The organism is Limnohabitans sp. WS1, from assembly GCF_003063265.1.
Classification (GTDB): Bacteria; Pseudomonadota; Gammaproteobacteria; order Burkholderiales; family Burkholderiaceae_C; genus Limnohabitans_A.
The window spans coordinates 560,528-573,267 of record NZ_NERU01000001.1 but is presented as its reverse complement, the minus strand read 5'-3'; the positions used below and the strand labels follow the sequence as shown (position 1 = coordinate 573,267).

The following is a 12,740-nucleotide window of genomic DNA, read 5'->3' as shown; positions in this document are numbered from 1 at the left end:
GGGCGATAGCGGCAGGTCACCGTGCCTGCAAAAAACCAGGTCCGTGTCCAAGCCTATTTTGAAATCACCATGACCTTGAACCGATTCGATCTGCCCGATTCACCCGCCATGCCCAGCGCCGACGGCGTTTGGCACCACCTGCACCTGGCCCCCGAAGCCTTGGGAGCAGGTGCTTTGAGCGTGCCCGATGCTGCCATCGTGGTCGAACAAGGGGCCATCGCCTGGGTGGGTGCGCACGCCGATTTGCCAGACACTTACCGGCCACTGCCCTCACACGACGGCCAAGGCGCCTGGGTCACGCCGGGCCTGATCGACTGCCACACGCACCTGGTGTACGGCGGGCAGCGTGCCAATGAATTTGCCATGCGCTTGGCGGGTGCCAGTTACGAAGAGGTGGCGCGTGCCGGGGGCGGCATTGTGTCCAGCGTCAAGGCCACTCGCGCTCTCAGCGAAGACGACTTGTTCGACGCGGCCGTGCCGCGTTTGCAGGCTTTGCTCGCCGAAGGTGTGTGCGCCATCGAGATCAAATCGGGGTATGGCCTGAGGCTGGAGGACGAACGCAAACAGCTGCGTGTGGCCCGGCGGCTGGGCGAGGTGTTTGGCGTCACGGTGCGCACCACGTTTTTGGGGGCCCATGCGTTGCCACCTGAATACGCCGGGCGCAGCGACGACTACATCCGTCTGGTGTGTGAAGAGATGATGCCGGCGCTCGCTGCCGAAGGCCTGGTGGACGCCGTGGATGTGTTTTGCGAAACCATTGGCTTCACGCTGGCGCAGACCGAGCAAGTCTTCCAGGCGGCGCAAGCGCTGGGCTTGCCGGTCAAGCTGCACGCTGAGCAACTGTCGGACATGGGCGGCTCGGCGCTGGCGGCACGTTTCGGGGCGCTGTCGTGTGACCACATCGAACACCTGAGCGCCGAAGGCATCTCCGCCATGCAGCAAGCGGGCACGGTGGCGGTGCTCTTGCCGGGCGCTTACTTCACCCTGCGTGACACGCACATGCCGCCCATTGCGGCGCTGCGTGCTGCTGGCGTGCCCATGGCCGTGTCCACCGACCACAACCCGGGCACCTCGCCTGCTTTGAGTTTGCTGCTCATGGTCAACATGGCCTGCACCTTGTTTCGCCTCACAGTGCCCGAGGCCTTGGCGGGCGTGACGCGCCATGCGGCGCAGGCGCTGGGTCTTCAGGCCACGCATGGCCGCATTGCAGCCGGGTACCCTGCCAATTTTGTGCTGTGGCCTTTGGGCGATGTGGCAGAACTCGCCTATTGGCTGGGCCAACGCCCGGCCTGCAGCGTCGTGCGCCAAGGCCGTTTGGCGGTCGATGGCATGGCCTTGCAGCACTTGGATTCCTTGCCCGAACATTCACCCTTGTCACCTCATCAAGCATGACTTTTCAGACCACCGAACCCCCTTTTCGCTTTCGCCAAGGCACACGCCCTTTGCTGATTTCCATGCCGCATGTGGGCACGCATGTGCCGCCCGCATTGGCCGCACGCCTGACCGACGAAGCCCAGCGCGTGCCCGACACCGACTGGCATCTGGAGCGCCTGTACGACTTTGCCGACGCGCTGGGGGCCTCGGTGCTGGTGGCCACGCATTCGCGCTTTGTGATCGACCTCAACCGCCCGCCAGACGGCGCGAGCCTGTACCCTGGGCAAAGCGTGACGGGCCTGTGCCCGGTGGACTTGTTCGACGACCAGCCGCTGTACCGCGACCCGAGCGATGTGCCGGGCGAGGCCGAGATTGCCGCGCGGCGCGAAGCCGTCTGGCAGCCCTATCACGCGCAACTGGCGCAAGAGCTGGCCCGCATCAAAGCCCAACATGGCGTCGCCGCCTTGTGGGACGCGCACTCCATCCGCTCGGTGTTGCCGCGATTTTTTGAAGGCTGCTTGACCGACCTGAACCTCGGCACCGCCAACGGTGCCAGCTGCGACCCGGCATTGGCCGAGCAACTGCTGGCCATTGGCCAATCAGCACCGGGCTACACGGCGGTGCTCAACGGCCGCTTCAAGGGCGGGCACATCACGCGCCAGTACGGCAACCCGGCACAAGGCATTCACGCGGTGCAGCTGGAAATGACGCAATGCAGCTACATGCAAGAAAGCTGGCCGTTCGACTATTTGCCCGAGGTGGCCGCAGGCGTACAACCCCATGTGCAGCGCATGCTGGAGGCCGTTCTGGCGTTTGTGGAAACCTGAGGCCGGACCCACACCCGGGCAGCGCGTTGATCGCCCCAATCCGCTGTTTTGGCATGACCCCTCTTTTGTAGGCACAACGCCCTCGCCGCGATCAAGCCTCGCAGACCACCCCCATCGCCCCGAGGGCGGGGCTCCCACAAAACACAGGGCACTCCCCCCGTAGGAGCGACGCCCCCGTCGCGATCACGCCTCGCAGACCACACCCATCGCCCCGAGGGCGGGGCTCCCACAAAATGCAGGGCACTCTCCCCGTAGGAGCGACGCCCCCGTCGCGATCACCCTCGCAGACCACCAACCATCGCCCCGAGGGCGGGGCTCCCACAAAACACAGGGCACTCCCCCCGTAGGAGCGACGCCCCCGTCGCGATCACCCTCGCAGACCACACCCCCATCGCCCCGAGGGTGAGATCAACAAGCCCAGCGCCGCAAGAGTCTCTGCCGGGCCGACGCTTGCACATTCACCAAGCTCAGGTCGCCGCCGTAATGGGCCATCACACGTTCGTCCATCCACGCAAACCACAGGGGCGGGCAATAAGCCACCGAAATCATGGTGGCGTAACCCGCCGGCAGTTGGGGTGCCGAGGCAAAATGCCGCAGCGCCTGGTAGCGGCGACTGGGGTGGGCGTGGTGGTCAGAGTGCCTTTGCAGCTGGTACAACACCAGATTGCCCACCAGGTGGTTGCTGTTCCATGAATGCTCGGGCTCGCAGCGCACATACCGGCCAGACGCGTCGCGCTGGCGCAGCAAGCCGTAATGCTCCACGTAGTTCACCACCTCCAGCATGGATGCGGCATACACCGCCTGCAAGACCAAAAACGGCCACACCGTCCAGCCCAGCCACACCCCCAGTCCTCCAAACAAGAGCAGCGTCAGACCCCAGGACTGCAGGTTGTGGTTTTGGCGGTGCCAAACGCTGAGGCCTTGTTTGTTCAGACGTTCTTTTTCCAACGCCCAGGCCGATTGCAAGCTGCCCCACACCGAGCGTGGCAAAAAGGCCCAAAAGCTTTCGCCCATGCGGGCGCTGGCTGGGTCTTCAGGGGTGGCGACGCGTTTGTGGTGGCCTCGGTTGTGCTCTACAAAAAAGTGGCCGTATGCACTGGGTGCCAAGGCGAGCTTGGACAGCCACCGGTCCAGGGTTTCTTTCTTGTGGCCCAACTCGTGCGCGGTGCCAATGCCAATGCCGTTGATGGCCCCCACCGTCAACACCAAAGCGGCGTAGCCCAACCAGGCCAACGGCTGAGTGGCCGCGATCCAAGCGCCCAACACGGTGCCGATGAATTGCGCAGGCACATAGGCCCACACCAAGGCCCGGTAAAACTGATCCTGATCGAGTTGCGCTACCGCCGATTCGGGTGGGTTGCTGAAGTCTTCGCCAAGCACCCGGTCGAGCATGGGCAACAAGACATGGATGACCATTGGGGCCAGGAGCATGCACCACCAATGACCGCTCCAGACAAAGGCCAACAAAGAGCCCGTGAACGCCAGCGGTATCGAAGGGCTTAGCAACCACAACCAGCGTTTGTCGTGCCAACCTTGTCGGGAGTCGACGGTTGGGCTGTTCATCGGTTCAACCTGTTCTGCCAAGCGGGGACAAAGATACCAATGAAAGACAACATAGTGTTTCCCAAAATTTTTGGCCATTGTGAGGGCTTGGACGCCCTCGGGTTTGACGCATGCACGACAGCCGTAACGGGTCCCAGCGACTGCATTGGTTTTACAAAATTTTGGACGGTGCATTTCAGGGAGTTTGATGGTGTGATCGTCGGGGCGGATCGGCCGGTTGTGTGTTGGCAATCCGCTTGAACAAAGACCCCAGCATGCAAATGGCCCTGCTCGAAGCCAGTCCGCCCGCCACCAGTGCCTTAATCCTCTGTCCCGCAAGCACTGCGCTCATGGCCTGCCCTGAAATCGTCTCGCAAAGCCTGGGCATCGAGGTGCTGCGAGACTTGTCCCGCGTGGGCGAGAACCTGCATGACCATCCGTACGCGGTACTAATGGCCGATGCGCGTACACGGCATGCCGGGACTGCGAGTGGTGGACGCCTCGGTCATGCCGCGCATTGTCAGCAGTAACACCAATGCGCCGACGATCATGCTTGCGCAGAAGGCTGCGGATGGGTTGCTCAGCAATCGCCCATGAAAAAGCGCCTGAAGGCGCTTTAAGCAGAAACATCATGACTCAGATGCCGTTTCCCCCTCGGGGCGATGTGGCAAAACGAAGCGCCTCTGAGCCCTGGCGGGGCGGCGGCAGTTGAGTCAGCCGCAGGCACCTGCCCGATCTGACGCGAATCACTTCTTCTTGGCCATCACCCGCATCATCTCCAGGCACTGCTTGGCGTAGCCCCATTGGTGGCGGCGTGCACGGTGGTCATCAGGCCGCGCTTGATGCCCCATTTGTCTTGCAGCACTTTGATCACAGGGACCAGGCAATTGGTGGTGTATGACGCATTCGACACGATGGCTTCGCCTGCGTATTTTTTGTGGATCACGCCATAGACGAACAGCGCACAGCGGCAAACACCGCCAAGGTTTCACTCAGGACTGATCGCGGCGGGGGCGCTCCTGCAGAGAACCATTGCCATGAAAAAAGCGCCCGAAGGCGCTTTTTTCATGTGGGCGGTCAAGCTCACTTCTTCTTGGCCACCACCCGCACCATCTCCAGGCACTGCTTGGCGTAGCCCCATTCGTTGTCGTACCAAGCCACGATCTTGACGAAGCTCTTGTCCAGCGCAATGCCGGCCGTGGCATCAAACACGCTGGCGCAGGATTCGCCACGGAAGTCGGTGGAGACCACTTTTTCGTCGGTGTAGCCCAGCACGCCTTTGAGGGTGCCTTCGCTTTGCGCTTTCATTTCGGCGCAGATTTCGGCGTAGCTGGCGTCGCTGTTGAGCTCCACGGTCAGGTCAATTACCGACACATCTGACGTGGGCACGCGAAACGCCATGCCGGTGATCTTGCCTTTGATTTCGGGGATGACCACGCCCACGGCCTTGGCGGCACCCGTGCTGCTGGGGATGATGTTTTCCAGGATGCCACGGCCACCGCGCCAGTCTTTGCGGGACGAGCCGTCCACGGTCATTTGGCTGGCGGTGGCGGCGTGCACGGTGGTCATCAGGCCGCGCTTGATGCCCCATTTGTCTTGCAGCACTTTGACCACGGGGGCCAGGCAGTTGGTGGTGCATGACGCATTCGACACGATGGCTTCGCCTGCGTATTTTTTGTGGTTCACACCATAGACGAACATGGGGATGCTGTCTTTGGACGGGGCCGAGATCACGACCTTTTTGGCGCCCGCAGCCAGGTGCATTTGGCTGGTGGGTTCGGTCAGGTAGTGGCCGGTGCATTCGAGCACGGTGTGCACGCCCATCTCGCCCCAGCGCAGGTTGTGTGCGTCGCGCTCGTGCGAGAGCTTGATCTTTTTGCCGTTGACGATGAGGGTGTCTTCGGTGAAGTCCACCGTGCCGTCAAAGCGGCCGTGCACGCTGTCGTACTTGAGCATGTAGGCCAGGTAGTCGGACGGCTTGGGGTCGTTGATGCCGACGATCTGGATGTCGTCGTAGCCGTGTTTGAGGGCGGCGCGAAGAGCCAGACGGCCGATGCGGCCAAATCCGTTGATACCCAGCTTGATGGTCATGGTGAGAGCCTCAGGAGATAAGTTACTAAACCGTTACGTAACCGGATTTGAAATCAAAACCCTTGCATGGGCCTGATCCCCGGACCTGTCTTGTGCACTTAGTCAAGCCAAATGACGCTGATGCGGTCCGGCCGGTCAGTGGCCGACTGGCCCCATCACGAACCCGCATGGGTTCGTGATGGGGGTGTCCATCAGGCCTTGAGCAGCGCAGCGTGGACGGTGTCGGCCACGTTTTCGGCAGTGAAGCCGAAGTGTTTGAAGAGCACAGGTGCGGGGGCCGACTCGCCGTAGGTGTCGATGCCGACCACAGCGGCGCAGCCGTATTTCCACCAGCCGTCGGTGGAGCCCATCTCGACCGCCACGCGGGGCAGGCCTTTGGGCAACACGCTTTGTTTGTATTCGACGTCTTGGCGGTCAAACACATTGGTGCTGGGCATGGAGACCACGCGCACACCGATCTTGCGTTCGGCCAACAGTTTTTGCGCGGCCAAGGCCAGTTGCACTTCAGAGCCGGTGGCGATGATCACGCCGTGGGTCTTCTTCATGCCGACGTGTTCGGGCTCGGACAAGACATACGCGCCACGGCTGATGTCGCCCAGATCGCTCTTGGGTGAGTAGGCCAGGTTTTGGCGCGACAACAGCAGGGCCGATGGGCGGTGGGCGTTTTGCAGCGCCACGGCCCATGCCACGGTGGTTTCGGCCGTGTCTGCCGGACGCCACACGTCCAGGCCAGGGATCAGGCGCAGACTGGCGGCGTGCTCGATGGACTGGTGGGTCGGGCCGTCTTCGCCAAGGCCAATGGAGTCGTGGGTGAAGACGTGGATCACGCGCTGCTTCATCAGCGCGGCCATGCGGATGGCGTTGCGTGAATAGTCTGAAAACGTGAGGAAGGTGCCGCCGTAGGGGATGTAACCGCCATGTAACGCGACGCCGTTCATGATGGCAGCCATGCCGAATTCGCGCACGCCATAGTTGATGTGGCGACCGATTTTGCCGTCTTCGGTTTTGACCACATCGCCAGCCAGGTCCACGCGGAAGGCGGGGGTGCTCTTGGTGTTGGTCAGGTTGGAGCCGGTCAGGTCGGCCGAGCCGCCCAGCATTTCGGGCAGGGCGGCGGTGAAGGCTTCCAGGGCCAGCTGGCTGGCCTTGCGGCTGGCCACGGTCTCGCCCTTGGTGTGGGCGGCGACCACGGCGTCAAATGCCACCTGGTTGAAGTTCTTGGGCAAGTCGCCCTTCATGCGGCGCACAAACTCTTTGGCTTGTGCGGGGAAGGCGGCTTTGTATGCGGCAAAGGCGGTGTTCCACTCGTCTTCGCGGGCTTTGCCTGCGGCTTTGGCATCCCAGTCGGCATAGACCTCTTTGGGGATTTTGAAAGGCTCAGCCGTCCAGCCCAGGGCTTCGCGGGTGAGTTTGATTTCTTCAGCACCCAAAGGCTCGCCGTGGGCTTTGGAGGTGCCTGCACGGTTGGGCGAGCCCTTGCCGATGGCGGTCTTGCAGACGATCAGGGTGGGCTTGTCGGCGCTGTGTTTGGCACTGGCAATGGCGGCCGACACGGCAGCGGCGTCGTGGCCGTCCACGGCGTCGATCACGTTCCAGCCGTAGGCGGCAAAGCGCTGGGGGGTGTTGTCGATGAACCAAGGGGCCACTTGGCCGTCGATGGAGATGCCGTTGTCGTCGTACAGCGCAATCAGTTTGTTCAGCTTCCAGGCACCGGCCAGGGCCACGGCTTCGTGGCTGATGCCTTCCATCAGGCAGCCGTCACCCAAGAACACGTAGGTGTGGTGGTTGACGATGGCGTGGCCTTCTTGGTTGAACTCGGCAGCCAGCATTTTTTCGGCCAGCGCCATGCCCACGGCGTTGGTGATGCCTTGGCCCAGCGGGCCGGTGGTGGTTTCCACGCCGGGGGTCACGCCCACTTCGGGGTGGCCTGCGGTTTTGCTGTGCAGGGTGCGGAAGTTCTTGAGCTCTTCGATCGGCAGTTTGTAGCCGGTCAGGTGCAGCACCGAATAGATCAGCATGGAGCCGTGGCCGTTGGACAGCACGAAGCGGTCACGGTTGGCCCAGTGCGGGTTTTTGGGGTTGTGTTGCAGGTGATCGCCCCACAAAGCGACGGCCATGTCGGCCATGCCCATGGGGGCGCCGGGGTGACCGGAGTTGGCTTGTTGAACGGCGTCCATTGCGAGCGCGCGGATGGCGTTCGCCATTTGTTGTTGATTGGCCATGAGGGGGCAACTCCGGTTAAGAATTCGGGAAAACCCGAGATTTTAGCGTTTGTCCATCGAGTGGCGCTGTGCTTGCAGCCTGTGCGCTGGACTCAGGCTTGGGCTTCGCTTTGTTGACGTGCCAGCACGTAGCGGCGCATGGCCACAGCGGGGGCATCGGCAGCCACTGAAAATTCGTACAAATCCTCGGCCGGTGTGTTGGCCAAGGCCAGTTCCTGCAAGGCCAGGCCGTCCACATCTTCCTGAAAAGCCACAAACAACTGCTCGTGCATGAAGCGGGTGGTGGCCGGGTCTTGCAATGCAAAGTCGCGCCCGTGCACGATGAAGTAGTGCGTGCTGGTGGCGGTTTCGGGGGTGGGCATGTGCGCGGTGCGGATGCGGTAGTGCGGGCGTTCGTTTTCGAGCAGGTGGCAGTCGTAGAAAGTCACCGAGACTTCGTGCAGCCCCAAGCTGCGGAACTCCGAGCGCACGATGCGGGCGGCTTGACCCTTGCCCGTCAAGCCCGTGGGCACGGCCCACACCGGGGGCAAGGTGGTGGGCACCACATTGCGCAGCAAGGCAAATTGGCCATGGCCTATTTCACTTTCGAACGCGGCTTTGGCGTAATCGGGGGTGCCAAAACTTTTGGCGTGCAAAAAGCTCAGGTGCGTCAGGTCCAGCAGGTTTTCGTGCAGGCGCACATAGCTCGCTTGCAGGCCGAGGTAGCCTTGTGAACGCTCCCAGTCGTCGCTGTCCATCCAGTCTTGTGGGGGCAGCTTGGACAAGTCGGCTTGCTCCACCTCGCCCATCCAAATCCAGACCACGGCCCCGCGTTCATGGGTGCGGTAGGCCCTGATGCCCACATTTTTGGGACACGTCGCCTGCGAGGGCACCTCGATGCAATCGCCCTCGGTGTTGAAACGCAGTCCGTGGTAGGCGCACACGATGGTGTCTTGTTCCAATGTGCCGGCCGACAGGGGCATGGAGCGGTGTGGGCAACGGTCTTCGAGTGCGACCACTTGGCCAGCGCTGGTTCGGTAAAAAACCAGACGACGGCCCAGCAGCGTGCGGGCGAGCAATTGGTCCGTGATCTCCTGGCCAAAGGCGGCCACGTACCAGTCGTTCATGACAAAGGGGGTGTGGCGGTCGGCCATGCGTTGGGATGCGCTTTGTGCAGCGGCGATGACGGGAGGCAGCGGGCGTGTCATGACAATCTCTTTCTACGGCCCCACCCCTGAACCGGACTTGAGCTGGTGGGTGGGACGCGGGTCAGCAGTTTAGGGTCAGCCCGTGGGCTTGTTCTGTCTCGTGAGCGCCTCAAAGCGTGGCAACATGCCGTGATGTCGATTTCAACTTCTGCACAAACACGCCCGAACGGTGCGGCTCCAGCCCAAGCCATGATCCTTGCCGCCGGACGCGGCGAGCGCATGCGTCCCCTGACCGATGTGACCCCCAAACCGCTGCTGCGCGTGCGCGGCCAGCCCCTCATGCAGTGGCCCATGCAGGCGCTCGCACGGGGCGGTTTTGTGCGCCAGTTGACCAACACGGCCTGGTTGGGTGAGCAAATTTCGGCGCAATGGGGTGAGCGCATCACCTGGCCTGGCCTGCCCGAGGTGCAGATGACTTATTCGCACGAAGGCCAAGACTTTGGCCAGGCGCTGGAGACGGCGGGTGGCATTGTGCGGGCCTTGCCTTTGCTTGATGACGTGTTCTGGGTGGTTGCGGGCGATGTGTTTGCGCCCGATTTTGTGTTTGCGCCAGAGGCTGTGCAGCGTTTTGAGGCCAGTGCTGCCTTGGCCCATTTGTGGCTGGTGCCCAACCCCGAGCACAACCTGGCTGGCGACTTTGGTTTGTCGGACACCGCTCAAGTGCTCAACTTGCCCAAAGGCGCGGCGGCTTGCAAGTACACCTTCAGCACCATCGCGCTGTACAAACAAGCTTTTTTTGCCCATTGCGGTGTGCCTGCGGGCAACCCCCAAGGCGTGGCACTGGCACTGGCGCCCTTGTTGCGTGCCGCCATGGACCGGGGGCAAGTGACCGGCGAGGTGTACGCGGGTGCCTGGGCCGATGTGGGCACGCCGCAGCGTTTGGCCGACTTGGTATGATCAAAGTACCCATTTAATGGGCATTTTTATCAAAAAAATCATATCAATGAACTCAAAACTCAAATTCTGCTTGGCTACAGTGTCTTTGTTGACCTTGGCCGCATGCGCCACACGTCCGGAAAGTATTTCTGCCTCGTATGTGTCGCACGAAAAATATGCCGGCCGTGACTGCACACAGCTGAACACGGACATGAGCACGGCCCGTGCCGAGTTACAAAAGTTCTCGTCCATGCAAGACTCCAAAGCCAACATTGATGCGGCCACGGTCTTTGTTGCCTTGATTCCTGCCAGCAAACTTTCTGGCGATCACGCAGGCGACGTCGCAAAGTGGAAGGGCGAAGTCGAGGCGGTGGACACGGCCTTGGTCAAGGCCGGTTGCAAAAAGTAAACCCTCAAAGTCGCACAAACTGGGCGGGCGCGAGCCCCTGTTTGTGCATGGGTCTAACGTTGCGCAGGCCTGGGTCACAGGGGTGGCCTTCTACAATGTTCAAATGACTTCAAACCCCCTCTACGCCCAACGCCGTGCCCGCCTCGCTGCCCAATTGGGCGCAGGCGGGATCGCCATCATCCCCACCGCACCCGAGCGCCAGCGCAACCGTGACAGCGATTACCTGTACCGGCACGACAGTTACTTTTATTATCTGACCGGTTTCACCGAGCCGCATGCCAGTTTGGTGATCACCGCCGAGGGTGAGTGCACGCTGTTTTGCCAGCCCAAAGACCTGGAGCGCGAAATCTGGGACGGCATCCGCCTGGGACCAGACGCGGCACCCGCTGCTTTGGGCGTGAACCGGGCTTTGCCCATCGGCGAGATGGCCGCGCACATGCCCAAGTTGCTGGAAAACCGCAGCACCGTGTGGTACCCCTTTGCCATCCACACAGGGTTGGAAAGCCTGGTGAACGGTTGGCTGCAGTCGGTGCGGGCGCGTGTGCGTTACGGCGCTTTGTGCCCCGAGCAGCAGCGCGATTTGTGCAGCCTGCTGGACGAAATGCGCCTGGTCAAAGACGCACACGAACAAGACATCATGCGCCGCGCCAGCGTCATCAGCGCCCGCGCCCACATCCGCGCCATGCAGCGCAGCGCGGCCATGCTGCGTGCGGGCCAAGAGGTGCGCGAATACCACCTGGACGCCGAGTTGCTGCACGAGTTTCGCCAACACGGCTCGCAGTACCCGGCCTATGGCTCGATCGTGGCGGGCGGGGCCAATGCCTGCGTGTTGCATTACCGCGCCGACACGGCCTTGATCCAAAACGGCGACTTGGTGCTGATCGATGCAGGTTGCGAGCTGGACGGCTACGCCAGCGACATCACCCGCACCTTCCCGGCCAACGGCACATTCACCGGGCCGCAACGCGCTTTGTACGACCTGGTGCTGGCCTCGCAAGACGCGGCAGTGGCCGCCACCAAGGCCGGTGCCCGTTTTGTGGACCCGCACGAGGCCACCGTCGCCGTGCTGGCGCAGGGCCTGCTCGACGTCGGCTTGCTCGACAAAAACAAGGTGGGCAACGCGCAAGACGTGATCACCAACCGCAGCTATTTCCAGTTCTACATGCACCGCACGGGCCACTGGCTGGGCATGGACGTGCACGATTGCGGCAGCTATGTGGAGCCTTCACAGGTGGGCCAGGTCAGCGAACGCAAAGACCCGCTGAGCGGCGAGTTGATCAAAGACCGCCCCAGCCGCATCCTGCAGCCGGGCATGGTGCTGACCATCGAGCCAGGCTTGTATGTGCGCCCTGCCCCCGGCGTGCCCGAGCAGTTCCACAACATCGGCATCCGCATCGAAGACGACGCCATCGTGACCGCCACGGGTTGCGAGCTGATCACGCGCGGCGTGCCGGTCAAGGCCGACGAGATCGAAGCCTTGATGCGGGGCTGAAAGGCCCATGCAGCTACACGCATCAGGGCAATTGCTCTCTATTCAGACCGGTCAGGTGCGCCCCCTCATGGTGGGCGGGCGCAAACTGGTGTCGGCCATAGGCAAAACCACGGTTTATGGCCCCGTCGAGGTGGGGGTGCTGGGCTTGGCCGGTGACGAGCAAGCCGACTTGTCGGTGCATGGGGGCCTGAGCAAGGCGGTGTACGCCTTGCCTTCAGAACATCTGCCCTGGTGGCAGGCGCAGCGCCAGGCTCAGGGGGCAACGATGTTTGAAGAAGCGTTGGCGCCGGGCTATTTGGGCGAAAACCTGAGCTTGCAAGGCCTGCTCGAACATGAACTTTTCATTGGCGACCGCCTCGACTTTGGCGACGTGGTCTTGCGTGTCACTCAACCGCGCGAGCCCTGCGGCAAATTCAACGCCGTCATGGGCTACGCCGGGGCCGCCAAAGACATGGTGCAAAGCGGGCGCTGTGGCTTTTATTTGGCGGTCGACAAACCCGGCTTTTTGCAAGCTGGGGCCACATGCCAAGTGCTGGCAGGGTCGCGTTCCACCCGCGTGACCGAGGCCTTGCAGCACAAAGCCTGGAAGCATTTGCGCTGAACCCCCTCCATTTGTGCGCAAAAGTCAAAAGCCAACTCACTTTCTATGGGCATTACCCGGACTCAACACCTTGAATCCCGGGTCTACAATGAAAATACCGCCCGACTGTCGCCATGCGC

The 12,740-nt window shown here is 62.1% G+C and carries 10 protein-coding genes and 2 pseudogenes; 7 read left to right on the top strand and 5 right to left on the bottom strand.

Annotation, left to right across the window (positions count from 1 at the left end; genetic code table 11):
• Positions 1-69 precede the first annotated feature (69 nt).
• Both hutI and hutG read left to right on the top strand, forming a co-directional pair.
• Positions 70-1,392, top strand: a complete 1,323-nt coding sequence (gene hutI / locus B9Z48_RS02740) for an imidazolonepropionase (protein ID WP_108377043.1) — start codon at positions 70-72, stop codon at positions 1,390-1,392.
• Positions 1,389-2,201, top strand: coding sequence for an N-formylglutamate deformylase (gene hutG / locus B9Z48_RS02735; protein ID WP_108377042.1), 813 nt, complete (start codon positions 1,389-1,391; stop codon positions 2,199-2,201). The genes hutI and hutG overlap by 4 nt, the downstream gene beginning before the upstream one ends.
• A gap of 408 nt (positions 2,202-2,609) precedes the next feature.
• Here the strand turns inward: hutG and B9Z48_RS02730 are convergent, their stop codons facing one another.
• Positions 2,610-3,764 carry an alkane 1-monooxygenase gene (locus B9Z48_RS02730; protein WP_108377041.1) on the bottom strand — a complete coding sequence of 385 codons (1,155 nt, stop codon included), beginning with the start codon at positions 3,762-3,764 and terminating at the stop codon, positions 2,610-2,612.
• Between the two features lie 438 nt (positions 3,765-4,202).
• Here B9Z48_RS02730 and B9Z48_RS02725 point away from each other — a divergent pair.
• A pseudogene (locus tag B9Z48_RS02725) lies at positions 4,203-4,340 on the top strand (GMC oxidoreductase); the annotation flags it as partial.
• Between the two features lie 208 nt (positions 4,341-4,548).
• On the opposite strand, the pseudogene B9Z48_RS02720 reads toward B9Z48_RS02725, so the two are convergent.
• From B9Z48_RS02720 to B9Z48_RS02705, 4 genes and pseudogenes are all read right to left on the bottom strand, one after another.
• Positions 4,549-4,704, bottom strand: a pseudogene (locus tag B9Z48_RS02720) (type I glyceraldehyde-3-phosphate dehydrogenase); the annotation flags it as partial.
• 122 nt (positions 4,705-4,826) lie between these two features.
• The gene (gene gap, locus B9Z48_RS02715; protein WP_108377040.1) at positions 4,827-5,834 is read right to left on the bottom strand and encodes a type I glyceraldehyde-3-phosphate dehydrogenase; all 1,008 of its coding nucleotides are present in this window, start codon (positions 5,832-5,834) and stop codon (positions 4,827-4,829) included.
• Positions 5,835-6,025: 191 nt separating this feature from the next.
• On the bottom strand, positions 6,026-8,056 hold the full coding sequence (tkt, locus tag B9Z48_RS02710; protein WP_108377039.1) for a transketolase: 2,031 nt from the start codon (positions 8,054-8,056) through the stop codon (positions 6,026-6,028).
• A 92-nt stretch (positions 8,057-8,148) separates the two neighbouring features.
• A complete protein-coding gene (locus B9Z48_RS02705; RefSeq protein ID WP_108377038.1) occupies positions 8,149-9,243 on the bottom strand; it encodes an aromatic ring-hydroxylating dioxygenase subunit alpha in 1,095 nt (364 codons plus the stop codon).
• A gap of 189 nt (positions 9,244-9,432) precedes the next feature.
• Here B9Z48_RS02705 and B9Z48_RS02700 point away from each other — a divergent pair, with 189 nt between their 5' ends.
• The 4 genes from B9Z48_RS02700 to B9Z48_RS02685 all read left to right on the top strand — a co-directional run bounded on the left by B9Z48_RS02700 (position 9,433) and on the right by B9Z48_RS02685 (position 12,621).
• Positions 9,433-10,140 (top strand): sugar phosphate nucleotidyltransferase, encoded by a 708-nt coding sequence (locus B9Z48_RS02700; protein WP_089956298.1) that lies wholly within the window; start codon positions 9,433-9,435, stop codon positions 10,138-10,140.
• Between the two features lie 46 nt (positions 10,141-10,186).
• Complete coding sequence (locus tag B9Z48_RS02695; RefSeq protein WP_108377189.1) at positions 10,187-10,528, top strand: hypothetical protein; 342 nt, start codon at positions 10,187-10,189, stop codon at positions 10,526-10,528.
• A gap of 103 nt (positions 10,529-10,631) precedes the next feature.
• The gene (locus B9Z48_RS02690) at positions 10,632-12,020 is read left to right on the top strand and encodes an aminopeptidase P N-terminal domain-containing protein (protein WP_108377037.1); all 1,389 of its coding nucleotides are present in this window, start codon (positions 10,632-10,634) and stop codon (positions 12,018-12,020) included.
• 7 nt (positions 12,021-12,027) lie between these two features.
• Positions 12,028-12,621: an MOSC domain-containing protein gene (locus tag B9Z48_RS02685; protein ID WP_108377036.1), complete on the top strand. Its 594-nt coding sequence runs from the start codon at positions 12,028-12,030 to the stop codon at positions 12,619-12,621.
• The last annotated feature ends 119 nt before the right edge of the window (positions 12,622-12,740 follow it).